Origin of the sequence: Sinorhizobium chiapasense (genome assembly GCF_036488675.1) — a bacterium.
In the GTDB taxonomy this organism is placed as follows: Bacteria; Pseudomonadota; Alphaproteobacteria; order Rhizobiales; family Rhizobiaceae; genus Sinorhizobium; species Sinorhizobium chiapasense.
Genome location: NZ_CP133148.1, coordinates 3,761,990 through 3,784,382 on the forward strand (window position 1 = coordinate 3,761,990; position 22,393 = coordinate 3,784,382).

Genomic DNA, 22,393 nt, shown 5'->3' on the forward strand with positions numbered 1-22,393 from the left:
AGGCATGATTAGGCGTACAGTCATCGATGGCCGGATTCCGACGCGACGCGGCGGCAAGAATGCACGATTAATGGTTGCATTCCTGGCGACTGCGCTCCTGTCCGCCTGCCAATCGGTGATTGAACAGACCTACGAGCCAACCGTTTCGCCGTCGTCAAATCCGCAGATCGTCGAGGAAGTGCAGAAGAACGATCCGCGCGCCCAGCTCGGCGCGCGCGAACACCCGCGGATCGTCGCGAGCTACGGCGGCGAATACAAGGACGCCAAGACCGAACGACTGGTGGCGCGCATCACCGGCGCGCTGACGGCGGTTTCGGAAAATCCGCAGCAGTCCTATCGCATCACCATTCTCAATTCACCGGCGATCAACGCCTTTGCGCTTCCCGGCGGTTATCTCTACGTCACGCGCGGTCTCCTGGCGCTTGCCAACGATGCCTCCGAGGTCGCTGCCGTGCTCTCGCACGAGATGGCGCACGTCACCGCAAACCACGGCATCGAGCGCCAGCAGCGCGAAGAGGCCGAGGTGATCGCGAGCCGGGTCGTCTCCGAAGTGCTTTCCTCCAATCTGGCTGGGAAACAGGCGCTTGCCCGCGGCAAGCTGCGGCTCGCCGCCTTCTCGCGCAATCAGGAGCTCCAGGCCGACGTGATCGGCGTGCGCATGCTCGGCGAGGCAGGATACGACCCCTACGCCGCCGCCCGTTTCCTCGATTCGATGGCGGCCTACGCCCGCTTCACGGCGGTCGACCCGGAAGCCGACCAGAGCCTCGACTTCCTGTCGAGCCACCCCAACGCGCCGCAGCGCGTCGAACTGGCGCGCCGCCACGCGCGCGCCTTTGGCGTCGAGGGCACGATTGGTGATCGCGGACGCGATTACTATCTGGCCGGTATCGATGGCATCCTCTATGGCGACAGCCCGCAGGAGGGTTATGTCCGGGGCCAGACATTCCTGCATGGCCAGCTCGGCATCCGCTTCGACGTGCCGGTCGGCTTTCAGATCGACAACAAGGCCGAGGCGGTGCTCGCGACCGGCCCGGGTGACATCGCGATCCGCTTCGACGGGGTCGCCGATACGGCTGGGCGCAGCCTCACCGACTACATCGCCAGCGGCTGGGTCACCGGCTTGCAGCCGGATACGATTCATCCGATCTCCGTCAATGGCCTCGAGGCAGCAACGGCGCGGGCGTCCGCCGATCGCTGGGATTTCGATGTCACCGTGATCCGCATCGACAACCGCATCTACCGTTTCCTGACCGCCGTACCCAAAGGATCGAGCGCGCTCGAAAGCGCGGCGAGCCAACTGCGCAGCTCTTTCCGCCGCATGACCCGGGCGGAAGTTCAATCGCTGAAGCCGTTACGCATTCGCGTGGTCACTGTGAGATCCGGCGACACGATGGCGACGCTCGCCGCCCGGATGATGGGGACGGATCGCAAACTCGATCTCTTCCGCTTGATCAACGCGATGCAGATCACCTCCACCGTCAAACCTGGCGACAAAGTGAAGATCATTTCCGAATAGGGTGGTGGATAGCTTTTCTCTGTGGCCGGCGTGCTACTGCCTGTTTCCCTGAATCGTAACCGAATTGAGGATAAGAGCATGCAGCAATTCAAAGTGCTACAGCGCACCTGATAAGACGCGCGGCGCTTAACGTGCTGGCGAATGCTCCTTTCGGGAATTGCCGCGATCGGATTCGTCGCCGGCCGCTCGGAACAAATCCTGTCGATTGCCACAGCCACGAGGATTTATCTTCAATGAGAAGCCTCCGCCCGACAACGCTCAAAGTTTTCGCGGCCGCATCCCTCTTCTTCAATCCGTTGACCCACGCGGCCGCCAGCGATGGCCGAGTAGCGCTCCAACGCGTCGTGAACGAAGCGATCCGCCCCTTGATGGAGCAATACGACATTCCGGGGATGGCTGTCGCGGTCACGGTTCAGGGAAGGAAATACGTCTATAACTATGGCGTCGCCTCGAAAGAGAGCCGGCAAGAGGTCACCGACGCGACGCTCTTCGAGATCGGCTCGATCAGCAAGACGTTCGCAGCGACCCTTGCCTCCTACGCTGAAGTGCGCGGGGCCCTCTCATTCTCCGATCATGCCAGCAAATATATGCCAGCGCTCGCCGGAAGCAGCTTCGATAGGATCAAGCTGCTCGAACTCGGCACCTATACGGCCGGTGGCTTGCCCCTGCAGTTTCCGGATTCCGTCGCGGACCCGAAGGAGATGATCAGCTATTTCAGAAGCTGGCGCCCGAGCTACGAGCCCGGCACGTATCGGGTCTACTCGAACCCCAGTATCGGACTGTTCGGCCACCTGGCCGCCGAAAGCATGGGCGAGCCGTTCGACGATCTGATGGAGAAGAAGCTTTTCCCGGAGCTTGGCCTTACCCAGACCTTTATCAGCGTCCCTGAGGATCACATGGGCGACTACGCCTACGGCTACTCGAAGGAGGGTAAACCTGTCCGAGTAAACCCGGGTGTTTTGGACTCGGAAGCCTATGGCGTGAAGACGACTGCGGCGGATTTGCTTCGTTTCGTCGAGGCAAATATTGACGCATCAAAGCTCGACGAAATGCTCCAGCGGGCGATCGCTGCTACGCATGTCGGCCACTACAAGGTGGGCGACATGACGCAGGGACTAGGGTGGGAGATGTATGCCTATCCGGCCGATCTCGAGCAACTGCTGGCCGGAAACTCGGCTGAGCTGAGCTTCAAGCCGAACAAGGTGGCCAAGCTTGCGCGGCGACTGCCACCGCGAAAAGACGTGCTGATCAACAAGACGGGCTCGACGAACGGCTTCGGCGCCTATGCCGCCTTCGTCCCCGCGAAAGGCATCGGCATCGTCTTGTTGGCCAACAGGAACTACCCTATTCCGGCTCGCGTAACAGTCGCCTATCGAATATTGGCGGCCTTGGACAGTGAGCTCGGAACGGCGAGTGCACGCTAAAGCGCCGCGCGTCTTATCAGGCGCGCGAAGGACGCTGCAGCACTTTGAACTGCTGCATGTTTTTGTCCTTAAATCGGCTAGGATTTAAGGAGACATGCAGTAGAGTTCTGCAGCGGTTTCGCGTTGGTTAGTGTATCCCGGAAGCCAATGCCGGCGCCCTGGCAGCGAGCGCGGCACGCAACTTTTCCAGCGCCCGGGTCTCGATCTGCCTGACGCGCTCCTTCGAGATGCCGAGGTCGACACCCAGCTCCTCCAGCGTCGCGCCGTCCTCCGACAAACGCCGGGCGCGGATGATCTTCATCTCACGCTCGCTCAACTCCCCAAGCGCGATATGAAGCCAGCGCCGAGCACGTTCGCCGTCAATCATGTCGCTGACCTGTTCGTCGGGCAGCGGCGCTTCGCTCGCAAGGAAGTCGAGCCGCTCCCCGCCGTCCGAGTCTCCGTGGCCGACAGGGGCCTGTAGCGACGCGTCGCTTCCGGACAGGCGCGCATCCATCGTCTGCACGTCGGCAAGGCTGACGCCCAGCGCCGCGGCAATCTCCTCATGCATCGCCTGCGAGGTCAGTTGCCGGTCGCCTTGGGCCAGACGCGCACGCAATCTCCTGAGGTTGAAGAACAGCGCCTTTTGCGCCGAGCTTGTTCCGCCGCGCACGATCGACCAGTTGCGCAGGACATAGTCCTGCATCGATGCGCGGATCCACCAGGTGGCATAGGTCGAGAAGCGAACGTCCCGACTTGGCTCGAAACGCGCCGCCGCCTCCAGCAGGCCAACGTGCCCCTCCTGGACGAGATCGCTCATAGGCAACCCAAAGCTGCGGAATTTGGCCGCCATGGCGATCACCAGGCGCATATGCGCCATGGCGATCTTGTTGCGCGCCTCCTGATCGTTGTTGTCCCTCCAGGCCTGCGCCAGGGCATGCTCCTCGTCGCGTTCGAGATAGGGCGCATCCATGGCAATCTTGATCATGCGCCTGTCTGCAGTAAGGGTCTTCATCGGTCGCTCCGTAGCTGGCGCCGGGGCGCCGTTAACGATTGAACTCGAAGGGCCAAACGCTGGTCGGAGCATCCGGCGACGGGGGACGGCGAGCGCCAGGATCGTACTTGAAGAACCGGTGTAGCGCCCTAAATCGAAGATACGAACCTGAAACGGTGAACGAACACAGAACCAAGGTCGTCCGGGCAGCAAAGGCGAAGACCTTCGTACCGGCCAATCCTAACGCGTGCCAGCGCAAAAAGTTCCCCCGCTTGCGATGATTTCCGAACGATCGCTTCTGCAAAGAGCCGATCGTTGATCGGGGTCCAGAGCCGCGCGCCTTGTCAGATGCCCAGAGGACGCTGCAGCACGTTGAATGCCGCATGGCTTTTTCGTCCTTGAATCGGTTGCGATTTCAGGAACATGCAACAACGGACAAAGAAAAAGCCCGGCGCGAGGCCGGGCTCTTGGGTTTTGGTTGTGTGGGACTGCGGCTTTAAGCGGCCTCGTCCTGGGTATCGTCTTCGTCGATGGCCTTGCCGCGCTTCGGCCCCTTGTTCAGGTTGGCTTCGACGAGGCGTACCGCCTCCGTTTCCGACATCTTGTTGACGGCAGCGATTTCGCGCGCCATGCGATCAAGAGCGGCTTCATAAAGCTGGCGTTCGGAATAGGACTGTTCGGGCTGGTTTTCCGCACGATAGAGATCGCGCACCACCTCCGCGATGGAGATAAGGTCGCCGGAATTGATCTTGGCATCGTATTCCTGGGCACGACGGGACCACATGGTCCGCTTCACGCGTGCCTTGCCCTGCACGACCTTCAGCGCACGATCGACGAAATCGGTTTCGGACAGCTTGCGCATGCCGATGCTGACGGCTTTCGCCACCGGCACCTTGAGACGCATCTTGTCCTTCTCGAAATCGATGACAAAAAGCTCGAGCTTCATGCCAGCGACTTCCTGCTCCTCAATCGCAACGATCTGGCCAACACCATGAGCCGGATATACGATCGATTCACCGGTCTTGAAGCCTTGGCGCGTTGAAGATTTTTTCTGCTGGGTCGTCATTCGTTTCAAAAACTCCCTATTGCGCACCCGGCCTCTCAAAGGCCGGGGCCGGGTCGGTCAGGCCCGGGATAGACGGGGATACCGCCGGGTGGGGTCAATCCTGGTCCGTCCAACGGAACGCAAACGCCTCATAGATCGCGGTCACAGGCAACGGAACGTTGCGTATTTGGGAAGAGCCGCGCCGTGGAAATCGTTTGCTTTCGTGATGGTTTTCGGGCGCGCAAAAACACCCTCGGTGGATCAGTAATAGAAAGCTATCACAAAAAAGTGCGCAAATCAATAATTTGCTGCATGGCAGCGATCAAGCTGCCACGCACACAATTGTGAGGCTGAGGCCGGATTTCCCCAGATTTCGGCCCTCGCTTTGTATCCGTTTCGTCAGCGTCGGCGAACCGAGCGCGGACGATTGCGTCAATCGCCCTGTCCCGGCTCAGCAGAGAAATACTTCTCGTATTTTCCCTCGACGCCGTCCATCTCCTTGGCCTCCGGCAAAGGATCCCGCTTCACCGTGATATTCGGCCACTTCGTCGCAAAATCGGCGTTCAATTTCAACCACATGTCAAGGCCCGGCTCGGTATCCGGCTTGATCGCCTCGGCGGGACATTCCGGTTCGCACACCCCGCAATCGATGCACTCATCGGGGTGAATGACGAGGAAATTCTCGCCTTCATAGAAGCAGTCCACCGGGCAGACTTCCACGCAGTCCGTATACTTGCAGCGTATGCAATTGTCGGTCACGACATACGTCATGAGGTACTCCAGCCAATGCTCACATTTGATGGCAGACGGCAATCAACGGTGATGCCCATCGTCCGTGCATGCTAGGAATGTCCGACGCGCATAGCTGCCGAAGCAGACCCGAATGCCATTCAACGTGGCTTGTCAGGTAACGGCTTTGAGTGCCCTTTGCAAGAATAATCCATGCGCCGTTGAGCGGGAAGCGGGCAGAGTTTTCCAGAGTGGAATGATTTTCGATCGCTTCCATCCAAAATCGCGGATTTGACCGATTTTCACGGGGCGAGGCGGCACGAAAACCGCCGCTCTCTGCTCAATCGTCCCCCTCGCCGAAGTCGGGTTTGAGCCGATCCGTGTCGCGCCGCTCCCGCTTCGTCGGGCGCCCGGCACCCCGTTCACGCGTCGCCTGTTCGAAGGCCGTGAGCCTCTGAGAGGAGGCTGGCGGGGTCAGGTCGTCGTAGAGCAGGCGGGCCTCCTCATAGGGTCCCCGCCGCGTCCCGGGTAGGAGCACGCGAACGACGAGGTCCCGTCGCTCCAGCGACAATTCGAGCGTATCGCCGGTCTTGACCTGAGCGGAGGATTGCGTCACCCGCGCGCCATTGACCGCGACATGACCGGCCTCGATCGCCTTCTGGGCAAGCGAGCGCGATTTGATCAGCCGCGCGAAGAACAGCCACTTGTCGAGCCTCTGGCGAGATGCAGGCGCGGACGCTGGCTGTTTCTCCATTGCCTTCCTACTTTTTCAATTGCTCCTTGAGAGCAGCAAGTTTTGCAAAGGGCGAATCCGGATCCAGCGGCTTCTCCTTGCGCGGCGGGCGCCCCTCGAACTTCGAGCCGCCCGGCTTGCCGCCCCGATCGTGGCGATCAGGCCGATCCTTGCGCTGGCCGCCAGCCGGCCTGCTCTCCTGTGCCTTGCCACGCATGGGCGCTCCGCCCTTGCGGCCGCCCTCCCTGCCTTCGCCCTGGCCATGCCGCTGGCCACCGCGGCGTTGATCGCCCTGGTGGCGGCCACCCTGGCGCTGGTTGTCCTGGCGCGTGCCGGGACGCCAGAGGAGGACGGGTCTTGCTTCCGCAGGCTCTTCGGCAGGCTCTTCTGCCGGGCTTTCTTCAGCCGGCGCGTCGCTGGTTTCCTCGGCTGCGGGCGCGTCCGTCTGCATTACGTCGGCCGGCTCGCGCTCCACCTTCGTATCCGCGTCGACGCTCTCGGCCGCGGCACTTTCGACCGGCGTCTCCGCCGAGGTCGCCTCTCCGCTCTGGCTCGCGAGGAACGTGGCCGCCTCCTCGGCGGTCACGCTATCGGCGCGATAGCCAAGCCCCTTCAGGATTTCCTCCATGTCGTCGGGCGTTGCGCCGAGAATGGACAACATCGCGGTCGTCGCCATGAAGCGGCGGCCGTCATACGCGCCGTCAGGACGCGGCTCAGCGCCCGGCTTCCACTGCAGCAACGGACGAATGAGATCGGCGAGCCGCTCAAGAATGTCGATCCGTACGGCCCGCTTGCCGAGGAAACGGAAACCCGCGAGCTTGTAGAATGTCCGCTCGAACGACGGATCGGTGACCACAGAGGTACGGCCGGCGGCAAGCATCGGAATGAGTTCGCCATAGCCGGGCTTGTCGAGTCCGTCGTTCTTTAGTGCCCAGAGCAGCGTGATGAGCTCCGCCGGCGCCGGCTTCAGGAGAGCTGGCAGGAAGATGTGATAGGCGCCGAAGCGAACGCCGTATTTGCGGATAGACGCGCGACCGTCCTGGTCGAGCGACTTCACCTCCTCGGCGACGTCGCGGCGGAAGAGCACACCGAGATTCTCGACGAGCTGGAAAGCCAACCCCTTGGCGAGGCCTTCGAGGTCCTCCGCACGGGAAATATCGTCAAGCGGCTTCAATATCGTGCCGATATGGTGGTTCACGAACCGTTCGATCCGGGCGAGTACGTGCTCGCGGGCATTGGCCTGGAGCTGTTCGTCGGCGAGCAGGATGACGCGGGGACGCATGACGTGATCGCTCGCGGCAAGCCGCGCCACCGGATCGCCGAGCCAGCGCACGAGGCCGTCCGACGAAAGCGCTAGATCACCGTTGCCGGCCGCATGCAGACGCGCGGCGCGCGCCTCGAACTCCAGCGCGAGCGCCTTCTGGGCAGCACCCTGCACGGCCTTCGCGTCCGACCCCTCGCCACCGGCCGCCAAAGTGAACCGGAAACCGGTTAATTGGCCTACGTGATGCCCCTCGACGAAGACATCACCATTCACACTGATTTCAGCTTCCAGCATCGCATTCTCTCTCAGGCGCTTCATGAGCACAGATGTCCTGCGATCAACAAAGCGTTTCGTCAACCTTTCATGTAGCGCGTCGGACAATCGATCTTCAATTTCCCGCGTCTTTTCTTGCCAGTGTGTCGGATCGGCAAGCCATCCGGGCCGATTGGACACATAGGTCCAGGTCCTGATCTGCGCAATTCGCGCCGAAAGTGTGTCAATCTCGCCATCAGTGTGATCCGCGCGGCGGACCTGCTCGGCCATGAAGTCTTCGTTGACGGTGCCCTCGCGAACGAGATCGGCGTAGATCGTCGAAATCAGGTCCGCGTGCTGCGCCGGTGTTATGCGCCGGTAGTCGGGCAGGGCGCAGGCCTCCCAAAGCGTCTCGACCCGCTCGGCCGTGGTGGCAACGTCCACCACTTCAGGATAACGCATCAGGTGCTCCAGCGCCTGCTGGTCGACGGCCGGAAGGGCGCGCGTCAGACCGGCAACGGCCGGCGCCGCCTCGAGACTTTTCTTGAGCGCCTTCAACGAGGAATAGTCGACCGCCTTCGAGCGCCACTGCAGAACCTTGACCGGATCGAATTCGTGCGATTCCATCCGGTGCACGAGTTCGTTGTCGAAGGGATCGACGCGCCCGGTGACGCCGAACGTCCCGTCCCGCACATGCCGGCCTGCCCGCCCCGCGACCTGGGCGAGCTCTGCCGGGTTAAGATTGCGGTACTGGTAACCGTCGAACTTGCGATCCTGCGCGAAGGCGACGTGGTCGACGTCGAGATTGAGGCCCATGCCGATGGCATCGGTCGCCACAAGATATTCGACGTCACCCTCCTGGTAGAGCGCGACCTGGGCATTGCGGGTGCGCGGCGACAGCGCCCCGAGCACGACCGCGGCGCCGCCGCGCTGTCGCCGGATGAGCTCGGCGATGGCATAGACCTCATCAGCCGAGAAAGCGACAATCGCGGAACGATGCGGCAGCCGGGTGATCTTCTTCGACCCTGCATAAAGAAGCTGCGACAGGCGCGGCCGATCGATGATCGTGATCCCCGGCAGGAGCTGCTGGAGAATGGGCCGCATCGTCGCGGCACCGAGCAGCAGCGTTTCGCCGCGGCCGCGCAGATGCAGCAGCCTGTCGGTAAAGATGTGGCCGCGCTCCAGATCGGCGGAAAGCTGCACCTCGTCGATCGCGACGAACGACGCCGTCGTTTCGCGCGGCATGGCTTCGACCGTGCAGACCGAATAACGCGCGCGATGCGGGGTGATCTTCTCCTCGCCCGTGATCAGCGCGACGTTGTGGTGGCCCACCTTTTCGACCAGACGCGTATAGACCTCACGCGCGAGCAGACGCAGCGGCAGGCCGATGACTCCGCTGTCATGCGCAACCATGCGCTCGATCGCATAGTGGGTCTTGCCGGTGTTGGTTGGCCCGAGCACCGCGGTCACGCCACGGCCACTCAGGATCATGGATTGAAAGGACACTTCATCGATCCTGGGCATTCTCAACGCGCCGGCCCACTTTCGGGTGCCGGCGGGGAACACATGCCCACGCCGCGGGCCAAACGCAAGGGGCGCGGGCAATTAAAACTGCTTTCGGCCTTCTCCCCGAGCCATATTTTCGTGCCTCCGCATTAACACTCGGAACAGCGGTGGAACGAATCAGCGACGAATCGCTGACTCGCGTCGATTCACTGTATGTTCACGGCTATATCTAGATTACCGCGGCAAGAGTCGCACCATATGCTGAATCTGCCGGAACATCGCGCAAACGAATGCCGTCGGCGCCGTTAACTTTCCCTTCCAGAGCGTTAACCGCCATCAAGGATTCGGAATCCAAGACTCTGGAAAGTTTGGAAAATTTTAACTCAGATTCGTTTTCGGAGTCGGCGAATCAAGGAATAAGAATCGTCGCATTAACCTTTCGATCAAAGCCGGAACGAATCGGCGACGAATCGCAGACACGACAGTTTTCCCGTTTTGTTCACCACAACATATGGTATCTCTGGTGCCCGCGGATCAATAGAATCGCGGTTCGATTTTTCGCAATCCGGGCATCGCAAGGCGACGTCATTAACAATTGCATCCCGCCGGCGACCTCCGCTGCCGCAAACAAAAACGGCGCCCGTGAAGGCGCCGCGAGTGATGATATTGTCTTGACGTCGGGGTCAGGCGAAGAACTGGCCGCCATTTGCCGAAATCGTCGAACCTGTGATGAAGCCGGCATCGTCCGATGCCAGGAACACGACGCAGCGTGCGATTTCTTCCGGTTCACCGAGGCGCCCGACCGGAATCTGCGGAATGATCCGTTCGTTGAGCACCTTTTCCGGCACGGCCCTGACCATCTCCGTGCCGATGTAACCCGGGCAGATTGCGTTGACGGTGACGCCTTTGGCCGCCCCTTCCTGGGCGAGTGCCTTGGTGAAGCCGAGATCACCCGCCTTCGCCGCAGAATAGTTCGCCTGGCCCATCTGCCCTTTCTGACCGTTGATCGAGGAGATATTGATGACGCGCCCGAAGCCGCGGTCGCGCATGCCCGACCAGAGCGGATGCGTCATGTTGAAGAGGCCGGTCAGATTGGTGCTGATCACTTCGCCCCATTGTTCCGGCGTCATCTTGTGAAACATCGCGTCACGAGTGATGCCGGCATTGTTGACGAGAATGTCGATCGGCCCGAGATCGGCCTCCACCTTGGCGATGCCCTCGGCGCAGGCCTGATAGTTGGAGACATCCCACTTGTAGACGGGGATGCCGGTTTCCTGCTTGAAGGCCTGGGCCTTCTCGTCGTTGCCGGCATAGTTTGCGGCCACCCTGTAGCCTGCCGCTTTCAGAGCCACCGAAATGGCCGCACCGATGCCGCGGGATCCACCCGTAACCAACGCTACCCTGCTCATGCTCGCCTCCCACAAGATTGGTTTCAATTTTGCATAGATAACCCGTATATGCCCCGGCCTGCAGCATGCAGTGGCCGGGCCACATGTGCTCGATCAATTTTGCGGATGTCACACAGGAACAGCAGGCCAGCGGACCGGCGAATGCACCGGAAAACTGTTCGGCCGGCCTGCTGCATAGGATTGTGGCCGGCTACAGCCGCTCGACGCACATGGCGACACCCATGCCGCCACCGATGCACAAGGTGGCAAGGCCCTTGGAAACGCCGCGCCGCTTCATCTCGAAGAGCAATGTGTTGAGAACGCGGGCACCGGAGGCGCCGATCGGATGGCCGATGGCGATCGCGCCGCCATTGACGTTGACGATCGACGGATCCCAGCCGAGGTCCTTGTTGACGGCACAGGCCTGTGCGGCGAAGGCTTCGTTCGCCTCCACGAGCTCGACGTCGCCGACGGACCAGCCGGCCTTCTCCAGCGCCTTGCGCGAGGCCGGGATCGGCCCCGTCCCCATGATCTGCGGATCGACGCCGGCCGTCGCCCAGGAAACGATGCGGGCAAGCGGCTGGATGCCGCGCTTTTCCGCCTGCGCTTCGGTCATCAAAAGCGTTGCAGCCGCACCGTCATTCAGGCCGGAGGCGTTTCCGGCGGTCACCGTCCCCTCCTTGTCGAAGGCGGGGCGGAGCTTGGCCATGGAATCGAGCGTTGCACCGTGGCGGATATATTCGTCCTGGTCGACGGTCACGTCGCCCTTGCGGGTCTTGACGATGAAGGGCACGATCTCGTCGACGAAGCGGCCGGCCTTCTGTGCGGCTTCGGCCTTGTTCTGCGAAGCGAGCGCAAATTCATCCTGCTCCTCGCGGGTAAGCTGCCACTTGCGCGCGACGTTCTCGGCGGTGATGCCCATGTGATAGCCGTAGAAGGCGTCGGTCAGGCCGTCCTTGATCATCGTGTCGATCATCTTGAAGTCACCCATCTTCACGCCACCGCGAAGGTGCGCACAATGCGGCGCCATCGACATCGACTCCATGCCGCCGGCCACGATGATATCCGCATCGCCGGCGACGATCTGCTGCATGCCGAGCGCCACGGCGCGCAGGCCCGAACCGCAAAGCTGATTCATGCCCCAAGCCGTCTTTTCCTGCGGGACGCCTGCCTTCATCGCGGCCTGGCGGGCCGGGTTCTGCCCTTCGCCGGCGGCAAGAACCTGGCCGAGGATCACCTCGTCCACCTCTCCCGCGTCGACGCCAGCCCGCTCGAGCACCGCCTTGATGGCGCCGGCACCCAACTCGTGCGCAGGAGTGTTGCCGAAGGCACCGTTAAAGGATCCGACGGCGGTGCGAGCCGCGCTGGCGATCACGACGGAGGGATTGCTCATGGGACGTTTCCTCATATTTCGTTTGCCTGATGTAGCCAGACTGGCAAAGCCTTGAGCGCAAGTCAAACGCCTTGATGCGCTGCCGCAAAAGCTTCACGTTTCGCGCGGTTACCATATTTCGCAGGTGCGTCGCCGCATTGCACAAATAGATTGTCAGAGCCTCGATTTTGCGGATACTCTAAAAAATACAATAAAGACGGGACGATGGGTAAGAGGAGACCCTGATGGCGAAGAATGAAGGCCAGATCGTTATCAAGAAATATGCGAACCGGCGCCTCTACAATACGGGCACCAGCACTTACGTGACCCTCGACGACCTGGCAGTGATGGTAAAGAAGGGTGAGGAGTTCGTGGTACAGGACGCGAAGTCCGGCGAAGACATCACCCACTCCGTGTTGACGCAGATTATTTTCGAGCAGGAATCGAAGACCGGCAACACGCTTTTGCCGATTTCCTTTCTACGCCAGCTGATCTCCTTCTATGGCGACCAGATGCAGATGGTGGTGCCGAGCTATCTCGAACACTCGATGCAGGCCTTCACCGAACAGCAGGCGCAGATGCGCGAGCAGATCAACAAGGCGTTCGGCGACACGCCGCTTGGCAAGAACCTGCAAGTGCCGCTGCAACTGGTCGAGGAGCAAGTGCGACGCAACACCGAAATGTTCCATCAGGCCATGCAGATGTTCTCGCCCTTCATGGCCGCCCCGCCGGCCAAGGAAACAAAGAAGGCCGAGGCCAAGGATATCGACGAGCTCAAAGAACAGTTGCGCGCCTTGCAAACTAAGCTCGACAATCTCGGTTAGCAGTAAAATCCCTCGCCAAACCTGATTACCCCTCCCCACCCCCTCGCCACAACGGGGAGGGGCTAATTTGCCGCGCCCTTCACGCATGATCCAATTCGTCACCACTTGTGGCGACGTTGAATTGGGCGGAGCGGTGACGCACAAGCCTCTCCCCCTTGTGGGGAGGGGTTGGGGAGGGGTTATTCGGGCCACGGCACCAAAAGAAAAAGGGCCGGCAAAGCCGGCCCTCGAACTTCATCCGCGAACGGCAACGCTTATGCGTTTTCCTTCGGCGTCAGGACCTGGCGACCGCGGTACATGCCGGTCTTCAGATCGATGTGGTGCGGACGACGCAGTTCGCCGGAGTTCTTGTCTTCGATGTAGGTCGGAGCCTTGAGGGCGTCAGCGGAACGGCGCATGCCACGCTTGGACGGGCTCGTTTTTCTTTTCGGTACAGCCATTTCATTCTCCACTTATCGGGCAAAACACTGTTCAGCAGCCGAAAATGGCCGGGTCAAACAGATGTCGATCTCGGAAATTTCGCGCGCTTATACATGGCCAACCACGGTTTGACCAGTCCCCGACCGCAATTTTTCGAGTCGGCGCGGGACGAGGAAAAGTGTGAAGCGGTTTTCCGCCCGCGTCCCGCACCAATTCAAGAGCTCAGGCCTCGTCTTCCGGCACGATCCATGGCTCCGCTCTTGCAGCCACTTCCCACTCCTTAAAGGCCGGGTGCGTCTTGACGGCATCCATATAGGCGAGCGTGGCGGGATCTGTCACCAGTTCGTAGACATCAAAACGGTTGACAACCGCGGCAAACATCGCGTCTGCCGCGCTGAAGCGGCCGAAGAGAAACGGCCCGCCGGAGCGCGCGATCGATTCCCGCCAGATCTCTTCGATGCGGGCGACGTCGGCCTGGACATCGTCCGGCAGCTCGATCGCCCTGCGCGGCCGGCGGATATTCATCGGGCAGGCGCCGCGCAGCGCCCGAAAGCCGGACAGCATCTCCATCGAATAGCTGCGGGCGCGGGCGCGATCCTCGCGGTTTTCAGGCCAGAGTCCGGCCTCGGGGAAAAGCTCCGCCACATATTCGATGATCGCCAGCGATTCCCAGACACGGACATCGCCATGATGCAGCACTGGCACGCGTCCCGTCGGCGAGATCTCGCGGAAGCGCGGATTTCCAGCGGGGAAATCGAAGGGAATGACGACATCCTCGAACGGAATTCCGCAGGCTTCCAGCGCCAGCCAGGGTCGAAGCGACCAGGAGGAATAGTTCTTGTTGCCGATATAAAGGACGAGCTTCGTCATGTGCGTGTCTCCCACCTGCTTTTCAGGCGGCAGGCTTGCCACATCCATGACAGCGAGGCCAATGAATTGCTGTCATCTTAATCATAAAGGCATGTGATGTAACCGCCGGAGCGGCTGGCGCGGCGCTCGATGAGCGAGGCAAGCCGCCGCAGGCCCCGCCCGGGCTTGCCGGCGTTGCGGTCGATCGGATTGGGCAGCGATACGGCAAGCAGAGCAGCCTGGCGACGCGTGAGCTTCGCAGCCGAAACGCCGAAGTGGTGCTGCGCGGCCGCCTCGACGCCGTAAATGCCGTCGCCCCACTCGGCGACGTTCAGGTAGATTTCCATCATCCGGCGCTTGCTCCAGACGAAATCGGCGACGATCGCAAGCGGCAGTTCCATCGCCTTGCGGACAAAGGAACGGCCGTTCCAGAGAAACAGGTTCTTGACCGTCTGCATCGGGATCGTGCTTGCGCCCCGCGTCTGTTCGCCGTCCAGCGCATCCTCGACGACGCCACGCATCTGGTTCCAGTCGATACCGGCATGCGAGCAGAACTGGCCATCCTCCGACATCATCACCGACTGGACGAGCACAGGGGCGATGTCGTCGAACGCAACCCATTGCCGGTCATAGCCGCGCAGCAGCACGAGGTCGCGCAACATCAGCGTCGAGATCGGGCGAACGAAATCCAGGGCATAGAAGACGATCAGCACATAGGGCAGCACGAGGAGGGCAAGGACGACAAGAAAGAGGCGACGAACCCTCGCCCGCCATGCAGCGGACCAGCGATTGGCGGACATCTCCCCCTCCTCCAACGCTTCCGGAACGATGTCCACGCTCTGACTGTCCACCTCTTTGTCCATCCGCCTCTCTTATTTCATGGGCGAGCAAAGTTGAATGGCGTTTCTTACAAAAGGCAAGACGCTTGCACGCTCATCCCACGTAAAGCAGGGCCCTGCGACGCGAATGCCCGTTGAAAGCCTCTCTCCCGCGTGCCAAAGAGCGCTGCATGAAAGAGACGTCATCCTTTTCCGCACACCTGAAGGCCAATGCGCTGGCGGTGGAAGACCTGCTTTCCGACCTTCTGGGGCCGGTCGTCGGCGCAGATGAGATCGCGCGTCCCGCAAACCTGCTTGCCGCGATGCGCCACGGTGTCCTCAACGGCGGAAAACGCCTGCGCCCCTTTCTCGTCAGCGAGTGCACCGCACTTCTCGAAGGCGATGCCAATGCGGCGCTCCGGATCGGCGCCGCGCTCGAATGCGTGCATTGCTACTCGCTCGTCCACGACGACCTGCCGGCGATGGACGATGACGATTTGAGACGCGGGCAGCCGACGGTGCACATCGCCTTCGACGAGGCGACCGCGATTCTGGCCGGTGACAGCCTGCTGACCTTCGCCTTCGACATCATTGCCGCACCGGAAACGCCGCTTTCCGACCGGCAAAAGACGGCGCTGATATTGGCGCTTGCACGCGCTTCCGGGCACGGCGGCATGGCCGGCGGGCAGGCGCTTGACCTCGCCGCCGAGAAAACGGCGCCCGGCGAGGCGGGCATTGTCACGCTGCAGGCGATGAAGACCGGGGCGCTCATTCGTTTCGCCTGCGAGGCGGGCGCAATCATCGCCGATGCGTCGGACGAGGATCGGCGGCGGCTGCGCGCATTCGGCGAAAAGATCGGCCTCGCCTTCCAGCTCGCCGACGACCTGCTCGACCTGACCGCGGATGCGGAGGCGATGGGCAAGGCCACCGGCAAGGACGCGGCGCGCGGCAAGGGCACGCTCGTGGCGCTTCACGGCCAGGCCTGGGCCGAGCGCGAACTGGAGGAGCTGGTGGCGCAGGCGGAAAATCTGCTTCAGCCCTATGGCGCCCGCTCGGCCATCCTCGTCGAGACTGCCCGTTTCGTCGCCAACCGCAGGAGCTAAAGCCCGTGAGCAAATACTGGTCGCCGATCGTCTCCGCGCTGAAACCCTATGTCCCGGGCGAACAGCCGCGCATGGCGAACCTCGTCAAGCTGAACACCAACGAAAACCCCTACGCGCCTTCGGACAAGGTGATCGAGGCGATCCGGGCTGCGGCAAATGCCGATCTCAGGCTCTATCCGGATCCGCTCGCGCTCGACTTGCGGGCAGCGATCGCGGCGCGATATGGCGTCGAACCGGAGGAGGTCTTCGTCGGCAACGGTTCCGACGAAGTACTGGCGCACAGCTTCGCCGCGCTCTTGAAACACGATCGGCCGCTGCTCTATCCGGATATCTCCTATAGCTTCTATCCGACCTATGCGGGCCTCTTCGGCATCGACGCCGTCGAGGTGCCGCTCGACGATGCCTTCCGCGTCGACATTGCCGACTACCGTCGCCCCACCGGCGCGATCATTCTTCCCAATCCGAACGCGCCGACCGGCATCGGCCTGCCGCTTGCGACGATTGAGACACTGGTGGCCGAGCATCCCGATCAGCCGGTGGTGATCGACGAGGCCTATGTCGACTTCGGCGGCGAATCCGCGACCGCTCTGGTCCCGAAATACGAAAACCTGCTCGTCGTGCAGACCTTCTCCAAATCGCGCGCGCTTGCGGGCTTACGCGTCGGCTTCGCGATCGGCCAGCGGCCGCTGATCGAGGCGCTGGAGCGCGTCAAGGACAGCTTCAACTCCTATCCGCTCGGGCGGGCAGCCCAGGCCGGCGCCATCGCCGCGATCAAGGACGAGGCCTGGTTCCAAGCGACGCGCGGCAAGATCATTGCTTCGCGGGAGAAATTGACGAGCGAACTCAAAAGGCGCGGTTTCGAGGTCCTGCCGTCGCAGGCGAACTTCGTTTTCGCCCGGCATCCGAACCATGCGGGAGGGACCTTGGCCGCGAAGCTGCGCGAACGGGCGGTTATCGTGCGCCATTTCGCCAAGCCGCGAATTGCGGATTTCCTGCGCATCACCATCGGCACCGATGAGGAATGCGCAAGGCTGGTCGCGGTGCTCGACGAGATTCTGTGAGCTCACCCCTCCCCAACCCCTCCCCACAGGTCCCCAACCCTCCCCACAGGGGGGAGGGGTTGGGGAGGGGACTGTTCCTTCCGTGCGCCGATGGAGTGGTCTTCCGCGCCTGTTCCCGCCTCCAGTTGGCACCGCCGGAAGCCTCGGCTACTGTTGCCTGCGCAATCATCGACGGACGCCGCACCATGCTCGACCTCACGCCCTATCTGCCGCAGCTTTTGGTCGCCTGGACGGCCTATATCATCGCCGTCGTATCGCCGGGGCCGGCGGTTCTGGCGATCATCGCGACATCCGTAAGCCAGGGACGAAAGGCGGGCCTGGCACTAGCCCTCGGCGTGCTGAGCGGCAGCTATACCTGGGCGATGCTGACGGCCTCGGGCCTCTCGGCGCTCATCCGGACCTACGGACAGGCGATCGTCTTCCTGAAGATCGCCGGCGCCTGCTATCTTTTCTGGCTTGCCTACAACGCGCTTAAGGCGGCGATGCGCGGCGAGGTGTCACGGGCAGCGCTTCGTGTTCCGCTGCAGATGTCGTTGAAGAAGCTCTACCTCAAGGGGCTCGGCATCCACCTGACCAATCCCAAGGCGATCTTTGCGTGGATCATGCTGGTTTCGCTCGGCATGCCGGCAGGGGCGCCGGTCACCGTTACCGCCGCCTTCATCGGGGGGTGTATGCTAATCGGCCTCGTCAGCTTCTGCGGCTTCGCGATCGTCTTTTCGCTCTCGCCGGTCCACCGCGCCTATCTCAAATCGCGGCGCGTGATCGAAAGCCTGATGGCAGGCTTCTTCGCCTTTGCCGGCCTGAAGCTGCTGACGACGCGGCTCTGATTCCGATTGGATCAAAACGCGGGACGCGGGCGGAAAACCGCTTCACACTTTCCTCGTCCCGCTCCGGACTACTCCGCGGCCGCCTGACCGCGGCCGTAGCGCTTCTCGATATAGTCGGCCACGAGAAGCTGGAATTCTTCGGCGATCTTTGGTCCACGCAGCGTCATCGCCTTCTGGCCATCGATAAAGACGGGCGCCGCCGGCATCTCGCCGGTGCCGGGAAGCGAAATACCGATATCGGCGTGCTTGCTTTCGCCCGGGCCATTGACGATGCAGCCCATGACGGCGACCTTCAAAGCCTCGACACCCGGATATTTCTCGCGCCAGACCGGCATGCTTGCGCGGATGTCCTCCTGGATCTTCTGGGCAAGCTCCTGGAAGACCGTGGACGTTGTGCGGCCGCAGCCGGGACAGGCGGCGACCACGGGAATGAACTGGCGGAAGCCCATGACCTGCAAGAGTTCCTGCGCCACCTGCACCTCGCGGGTGCGGTCGCCGCCCGGCTCCGGGGTCAGCGAAATGCGGATCGTGTCGCCGATGCCCTGCTGCATCAGGATGCCGAGCGAGGCGGAGGATGCGACGATGCCCTTGGTTCCCATGCCGGCTTCGGTAAGCCCGAGATGGAGCGCATGATCGGAACGGGCGGCGAGCATTGCATAGACCGCGATCAGGTCCTGCACGCCGGAAACCTTGGCGGAAAGAATGATGCGGTTGCGCGCCAGGCCGAGCTCTTCGGCCAGCTCCGCCGAGAGAAGTGCCGACTGCACGATCGTCTCGCGCGTCACCTGCTGTGCCGTCAAGGGCGAGCCGTTGGCCTGGTTCTCGTCCATCAGCCGGGTCAAGAGTTCCTGATCGAGCGAACCCCAGTTGACGCCGATGCGTACCGGCTTGTCGTAGCGCATCGCCATCTCGATAATCTCGGCGAACTGCTTGTCCTTCTTGTCCTTGAAGCCGACATTGCCCGGGTTGATGCGGTATTTCGCCAGCGCCTCGGCACAGGCCGGGTGATCGGCCAGGAGCTTATGGCCGATATAGTGGAAGTCGCCGACAAGCGGCACGTCCATGCCGAGGCGCAGCAACCGCTCGCGGATCTTCGGCACTGCGGCGGCACTTTCGTCGCGATCGACGGTGATGCGCACCAGTTCAGAGCCCGCCTTGTGGAGCGCCGCCACCTGGGCGACAGTCGCGTCGATATCGGCCGTATCGGTGTTCGTCATCGACTGGACGACGACCGGCGCGCCGCCGCCGACGATCACACCGCCGACATCGACGGCGACGGAGGCGCGGCGCGGCTGTGGCTCGAAATCGAAGGCAGAAGACATTTGGGCCTCTTCTTTATCCCATCATAGCGGAGCGGAAACGGACTGAGAAAAGCTCCGCGCTTTTCGCCTCCTGAGGTGGAGGACGAATCCGTACTTGTCAACGGCAACATCACGCGCTGACGGCGAATTGATGGCGGGGCGGCCGCGTAGGCGCGAAAGCCCCTCGCCCCTGGCCCTCTGCCCGCGCGTGGGGAGAGGCGACTTCGGCGGCGCCGCGAGTCCCTTCTCCCCGTCAGAACGGGGAGAAGGCGCCGGCAGGCGGATGAGGGGCCTGTCGCCCGTGCGTCGTCGGACTACGAATGTGCCTTGCCGTGATCCGCATGGACGGCGTGATGCGAGAGCAGGAGCACGACGATGAAGAGCGCGGGGACGGACATGAAGATGATCGCGAAGCCCGAACGCTCGGCCACGAAGCCGATCAGCGAGGGAGCGAAGAGCATGCCGGAATAGCCCATGAACGTCGCGACCGAGAGACCGATGCCGGGTTGCAGCCCCGGCATGTTGCCGGCCGCCGAAAACGCGATCGGCACCATGTTGGAGATACCGACCCCGGCGATGGCGAAGCCGAGAATTGCGACCAACGCATTCGGCGCGAGGCCCGCAAGCACAATGCCGACGAGCGCCGTCACCGTGCAGATACGCAAGGTCCGTTTCGCGCCGAGGAGATCGCGGACATGATCGCCTGCAAAACGCATCGCGGCCATCGTCGCCGAGAAGGCAGCGAAACCAAAACCCGAGAGTTCGACGGAAGCGCCGAGTTCGTTGCGCAAATAGAGTGCGCCCCAATCGAGCACCGTGCCTTCAGGCACCATCGAGAACAGGGCCATGATACCGATCAGCCAAGGCAGGGGCGTGAGCGGCAGGCGCAGCTTCTCCTTCGCCACCGCCGGATGAGGCCGGTCGGCAAGGATCATCGGCCAGGCGACAGCCAGAACCAGAATGCAGAGGACCGTGACGACAAGCACGTGCGGCAGGACGCCGAAGCGCACCATCAGGAAGCCGCCGATGCCGGCGCCGATCAATCCGCCGAGACTCCAATAGGCGTGGCAGGAGGACATGATCGCGCGGCGCATCGACTTTTCGACCTCGACCGCGTTGGCATTCATCGCCACGTCCATGGCGCCGACGAAGCCGCCGAGCAGGAACATGCCGATCGCCGCCGTCCAGACATTCGGGGCCAGCGTCAGGATGAGGAGCAGCGGCGACAGAATGATTGCCGTGACCTTGACCACCTTCTGCGAGCCGACGCGGGCAATGAACCCGCCGGCAATCGGCATCAGCACCAACGAGCCGATGCCGAATACCAGGATCAGGAGGCCGAGCACGCTCTCGCCGATCCCGAGCCGATCCTTGAACTCCGGAATCTTCGGCGCCCAGCTGCCAGTGACGAAGCCGTTCATCAGGAACAGGAGCGACACGGCAAGCCGGTTCTTCGACATGTAAGCGTGCCGGACGTGGCCTTTGGAGGCGGTTTGCGTGCGCTGATCCATGTGTAACCTTCCCGCAGCCGGAACCGTCCGGCTCAAATGGTGATTTCGATGAGATTGCCGTCAGGATCACGGATCACGGCCTCGTAGAAGCCGTCACCCGTCCATCGTGCCTTGGAAACGAGAACGCCCTTGCGGTCGGCCCGGTCCGCCATGTCGTCCACGGCCTCGCCGCTGCCCAGCGAAAGGGCGACATGCGCATAGCCTACGCGTTCCACCGTCGCTTCGTCACGGGGCGCAAGCCAGGGCCCCTCCATCACCTCGATCGATGGCCCGCTCTCAAGCGTCAGGAAACGCGAGCGGAAACCGGGGCGGCGGCGGCTTTCATAGATTTCGCCGGCCTCGGCACCGAAGAATTCGTGCCAGAAGGCGGCGACCCGGTCGATATCCTTCGTCCAGAGGGCGACGTGCGCGACATTCATCGAGCCGGCTCCTTCGCCACAACGACGTCAGCGCCGCGCGCGCCGAGCGCGGCGATCTCAGCTTCGGGCGCATCGGCCTCGAGAACCAACGTCGTCACCGCGTCGATGCCAATCACCGCATGCGGCGCGGCCGTGCCCAGCTTGTCGCTGGTTATGGCGGCGAGAACCGAGCGGCTTCGCGAGGCGATGAGGCGCTTGAACGCCGCGTCCTCGAAATGGAAGGCCGTCAGTCCCCCTTCCGCGTCGGCACCGCAAGCGCCGAGAACGCAAAGGTCGGGGCGGAGAAGCTCGACATCGCGCTGCGCTCGCGCGCCGACGGCCGCACCCACGGCACGATCGAGCGGGCCGCCGACAAGGATGAGCTCCACACCCGTCTTGTCCATCAAGGCAGCCGCAATGAGCGGCGTGTTGGTGACGATCGTTACCGGGAGGTCCGGTTCGATCGCCTCGGCGATCGCCAGATTGGCCGAACCCGCATCGAGGAAAACCGTCATGCCCGGCCGGATGAATCCGACCGCGGCCCGGGCAAGCGCCGCCTTGCGCTCCGGCGCGAGGGAGGCGCGCCGGCTGAGCGACCCGGCCATCGGCGCGAGCGGCAAGGCTCCGCCATAGACGCGCTCACACAGGCCGGCCGCGGCCATCTCGCGCAGGTCGCGACGGATCGTGTCTTCCGAGACTCCGAGTTCGCGCGCGAGATCGGCGGCCAGCACACGGCCGTCGGTTCTCAGCCGTTCCTGGATCAGGAATTTCCTCTCGCGCAGCAGCAGGTCCGTCGTCATGTTTGAAATCGTGCATAAACGTGCATGAATCGGTTGAAACGTGAATAGCAGCCTTTCGCGGCGAATTCAATTGCCGCTGCGCGGGAACCTTCGCCCGCTCGTGGAACTTCGATTGGCTGAGCACATTCACCAACGGGAGTGTTTTCGCCGAGATTTCGCGCCGGTCTGAGGAAAAATCTTCATCGAAAGCCGGTTAATTGGTGTTTTATACGCTCAGATGCGCCCGGTTTTATGCGAATCTCGCCGCAATCCGGACGACGGGCCGGAGAACAAAAAGAT

The 22,393-nt window shown here is 62.4% G+C and carries 20 protein-coding genes; 6 read left to right on the forward strand and 14 right to left on the reverse strand.

All coding sequences use genetic code 11. The features are described from left to right. Positions 1-70 precede the first annotated feature (70 nt). Together RB548_RS18035 and ampC are read left to right on the forward strand one after the other, a co-directional pair. Positions 71-1,516, forward strand: coding sequence for a M48 family metalloprotease (locus RB548_RS18035; protein WP_456299998.1), 1,446 nt, complete (start codon positions 71-73; stop codon positions 1,514-1,516). 233 nt (positions 1,517-1,749) lie between these two features. Beyond that, positions 1,750-2,940, forward strand: a complete 1,191-nt coding sequence (gene ampC / locus RB548_RS18040; RefSeq protein ID WP_331372587.1) for a class C beta-lactamase — start codon at positions 1,750-1,752, stop codon at positions 2,938-2,940. A gap of 127 nt (positions 2,941-3,067) precedes the next feature. Here the strand turns inward: ampC and RB548_RS18045 are convergent, their stop codons facing one another. The 7 genes from RB548_RS18045 to RB548_RS18075 form a co-directional block, all read right to left on the reverse strand. Continuing rightward, positions 3,068-3,934 (reverse strand): RNA polymerase factor sigma-32, encoded by an 867-nt coding sequence (locus RB548_RS18045; protein ID WP_331372588.1) that lies wholly within the window; start codon positions 3,932-3,934, stop codon positions 3,068-3,070. A 475-nt stretch (positions 3,935-4,409) separates the two neighbouring features. Further along, positions 4,410-4,979 carry a CarD family transcriptional regulator gene (locus RB548_RS18050; protein ID WP_209604301.1) on the reverse strand — a complete coding sequence of 190 codons (570 nt, stop codon included), beginning with the start codon at positions 4,977-4,979 and terminating at the stop codon, positions 4,410-4,412. Positions 4,980-5,390: 411 nt separating this feature from the next. Continuing rightward, on the reverse strand, positions 5,391-5,729 hold the full coding sequence (gene fdxA / locus RB548_RS18055; RefSeq protein WP_283960910.1) for a ferredoxin FdxA: 339 nt from the start codon (positions 5,727-5,729) through the stop codon (positions 5,391-5,393). Positions 5,730-6,027: 298 nt separating this feature from the next. After that, positions 6,028-6,441, reverse strand: a complete 414-nt coding sequence (locus RB548_RS18060; protein ID WP_331372589.1) for an RNA-binding S4 domain-containing protein — start codon at positions 6,439-6,441, stop codon at positions 6,028-6,030. A gap of 7 nt (positions 6,442-6,448) precedes the next feature. Beyond that, positions 6,449-9,442 (reverse strand): DEAD/DEAH box helicase, encoded by a 2,994-nt coding sequence (locus RB548_RS18065; protein WP_331372590.1) that lies wholly within the window; start codon positions 9,440-9,442, stop codon positions 6,449-6,451. Between the two features lie 683 nt (positions 9,443-10,125). Next, positions 10,126-10,851: a beta-ketoacyl-ACP reductase gene (phbB, locus tag RB548_RS18070; RefSeq protein WP_331372591.1), complete on the reverse strand. Its 726-nt coding sequence runs from the start codon at positions 10,849-10,851 to the stop codon at positions 10,126-10,128. Positions 10,852-11,041: 190 nt separating this feature from the next. Beyond that, positions 11,042-12,223: an acetyl-CoA C-acetyltransferase gene (locus RB548_RS18075; RefSeq protein ID WP_331372592.1), complete on the reverse strand. Its 1,182-nt coding sequence runs from the start codon at positions 12,221-12,223 to the stop codon at positions 11,042-11,044. 224 nt (positions 12,224-12,447) lie between these two features. On the opposite strand from RB548_RS18075, the gene phaR reads away from it, so the two are divergent. Continuing rightward, positions 12,448-13,026 (forward strand): polyhydroxyalkanoate synthesis repressor PhaR, encoded by a 579-nt coding sequence (gene phaR, locus RB548_RS18080; protein WP_136505331.1) that lies wholly within the window; start codon positions 12,448-12,450, stop codon positions 13,024-13,026. Positions 13,027-13,280: 254 nt separating this feature from the next. Here the strand turns inward: phaR and rpmF are convergent, their stop codons facing one another. The 3 genes from rpmF to mtgA form a co-directional block, all read right to left on the reverse strand. Beyond that, positions 13,281-13,466: a 50S ribosomal protein L32 gene (gene rpmF, locus RB548_RS18085; RefSeq protein WP_003535764.1), complete on the reverse strand. Its 186-nt coding sequence runs from the start codon at positions 13,464-13,466 to the stop codon at positions 13,281-13,283. A gap of 202 nt (positions 13,467-13,668) precedes the next feature. Next, a complete protein-coding gene (locus RB548_RS18090; protein ID WP_331372593.1) occupies positions 13,669-14,316 on the reverse strand; it encodes a glutathione S-transferase family protein in 648 nt (215 codons plus the stop codon). A 77-nt stretch (positions 14,317-14,393) separates the two neighbouring features. After that, positions 14,394-15,131, reverse strand: coding sequence for a monofunctional biosynthetic peptidoglycan transglycosylase (gene mtgA / locus RB548_RS18095; RefSeq protein ID WP_408642423.1), 738 nt, complete (start codon positions 15,129-15,131; stop codon positions 14,394-14,396). 173 nt (positions 15,132-15,304) lie between these two features. Between mtgA and RB548_RS18100 the strand changes: the two genes are divergently transcribed. The 3 genes from RB548_RS18100 (at position 15,305) to RB548_RS18110 (ending at position 18,104) form a co-directional block, all read left to right on the forward strand. Continuing rightward, complete coding sequence (locus RB548_RS18100; protein WP_331372594.1) at positions 15,305-16,216, forward strand: polyprenyl synthetase family protein; 912 nt, start codon at positions 15,305-15,307, stop codon at positions 16,214-16,216. 5 nt (positions 16,217-16,221) lie between these two features. Beyond that, positions 16,222-17,277 (forward strand): histidinol-phosphate transaminase, encoded by a 1,056-nt coding sequence (gene hisC / locus RB548_RS18105; RefSeq protein WP_331372595.1) that lies wholly within the window; start codon positions 16,222-16,224, stop codon positions 17,275-17,277. Positions 17,278-17,462: 185 nt separating this feature from the next. Further along, positions 17,463-18,104 carry a LysE family translocator gene (locus RB548_RS18110; protein WP_331372596.1) on the forward strand — a complete coding sequence of 214 codons (642 nt, stop codon included), beginning with the start codon at positions 17,463-17,465 and terminating at the stop codon, positions 18,102-18,104. A 68-nt stretch (positions 18,105-18,172) separates the two neighbouring features. Here the strand turns inward: RB548_RS18110 and ispG are convergent, their stop codons facing one another. The 4 genes from ispG to RB548_RS18130 all read right to left on the reverse strand — a co-directional run bounded on the left by ispG (position 18,173) and on the right by RB548_RS18130 (position 22,114). Then, complete coding sequence (gene ispG, locus RB548_RS18115; protein WP_331372597.1) at positions 18,173-19,426, reverse strand: flavodoxin-dependent (E)-4-hydroxy-3-methylbut-2-enyl-diphosphate synthase; 1,254 nt, start codon at positions 19,424-19,426, stop codon at positions 18,173-18,175. 293 nt (positions 19,427-19,719) lie between these two features. Continuing rightward, complete coding sequence (locus RB548_RS18120; RefSeq protein WP_331372598.1) at positions 19,720-20,916, reverse strand: MFS transporter; 1,197 nt, start codon at positions 20,914-20,916, stop codon at positions 19,720-19,722. Between the two features lie 32 nt (positions 20,917-20,948). After that, positions 20,949-21,335: a VOC family protein gene (locus RB548_RS18125; RefSeq protein WP_331372599.1), complete on the reverse strand. Its 387-nt coding sequence runs from the start codon at positions 21,333-21,335 to the stop codon at positions 20,949-20,951. Next, complete coding sequence (locus RB548_RS18130; protein ID WP_331372600.1) at positions 21,332-22,114, reverse strand: DeoR/GlpR family DNA-binding transcription regulator; 783 nt, start codon at positions 22,112-22,114, stop codon at positions 21,332-21,334. Before RB548_RS18130 ends, RB548_RS18125 begins: the two co-directional genes overlap by 4 nt. Positions 22,115-22,393 lie beyond the last annotated feature (279 nt).

What these genes read in the sequence shown, in the direction of transcription:
- RB548_RS18110 (WP_331372596.1), top strand. Translation starts at nt 17,463, where the DNA reads ATGCTCGACCTCACGCCCTATCTGCCGCAGCTTTTGGTCGCCTGGACG.
- rpmF (WP_003535764.1), bottom strand. Translation starts at nt 13,466, where the DNA reads ATGGCTGTACCGAAAAGAAAAACGAGCCCGTCCAAGCGTGGCATGCGC.
- RB548_RS18050 (WP_209604301.1), bottom strand. Translation starts at nt 4,979, where the DNA reads ATGACGACCCAGCAGAAAAAATCTTCAACGCGCCAAGGCTTCAAGACC.
- ampC (WP_331372587.1), top strand. Translation starts at nt 1,750, where the DNA reads ATGAGAAGCCTCCGCCCGACAACGCTCAAAGTTTTCGCGGCCGCATCC.
- phaR (WP_136505331.1), top strand. Translation starts at nt 12,448, where the DNA reads ATGGCGAAGAATGAAGGCCAGATCGTTATCAAGAAATATGCGAACCGG.
- fdxA (WP_283960910.1), bottom strand. Translation starts at nt 5,729, where the DNA reads ATGACGTATGTCGTGACCGACAATTGCATACGCTGCAAGTATACGGAC.
- RB548_RS18075 (WP_331372592.1), bottom strand. Translation starts at nt 12,223, where the DNA reads ATGAGCAATCCCTCCGTCGTGATCGCCAGCGCGGCTCGCACCGCCGTC.
- RB548_RS18060 (WP_331372589.1), bottom strand. Translation starts at nt 6,441, where the DNA reads ATGGAGAAACAGCCAGCGTCCGCGCCTGCATCTCGCCAGAGGCTCGAC.
- ispG (WP_331372597.1), bottom strand. Translation starts at nt 19,426, where the DNA reads ATGTCTTCTGCCTTCGATTTCGAGCCACAGCCGCGCCGCGCCTCCGTC.
- phbB (WP_331372591.1), bottom strand. Translation starts at nt 10,851, where the DNA reads ATGAGCAGGGTAGCGTTGGTTACGGGTGGATCCCGCGGCATCGGTGCG.
- RB548_RS18125 (WP_331372599.1), bottom strand. Translation starts at nt 21,335, where the DNA reads ATGAATGTCGCGCACGTCGCCCTCTGGACGAAGGATATCGACCGGGTC.
- RB548_RS18045 (WP_331372588.1), bottom strand. Translation starts at nt 3,934, where the DNA reads ATGAAGACCCTTACTGCAGACAGGCGCATGATCAAGATTGCCATGGAT.
- RB548_RS18130 (WP_331372600.1), bottom strand. Translation starts at nt 22,114, where the DNA reads ATGACGACGGACCTGCTGCTGCGCGAGAGGAAATTCCTGATCCAGGAA.
- RB548_RS18090 (WP_331372593.1), bottom strand. Translation starts at nt 14,316, where the DNA reads ATGACGAAGCTCGTCCTTTATATCGGCAACAAGAACTATTCCTCCTGG.
- RB548_RS18035 (WP_456299998.1), top strand. Translation starts at nt 71, where the DNA reads ATGGTTGCATTCCTGGCGACTGCGCTCCTGTCCGCCTGCCAATCGGTG.
- RB548_RS18120 (WP_331372598.1), bottom strand. Translation starts at nt 20,916, where the DNA reads ATGGATCAGCGCACGCAAACCGCCTCCAAAGGCCACGTCCGGCACGCT.
- RB548_RS18100 (WP_331372594.1), top strand. Translation starts at nt 15,305, where the DNA reads ATGAAAGAGACGTCATCCTTTTCCGCACACCTGAAGGCCAATGCGCTG.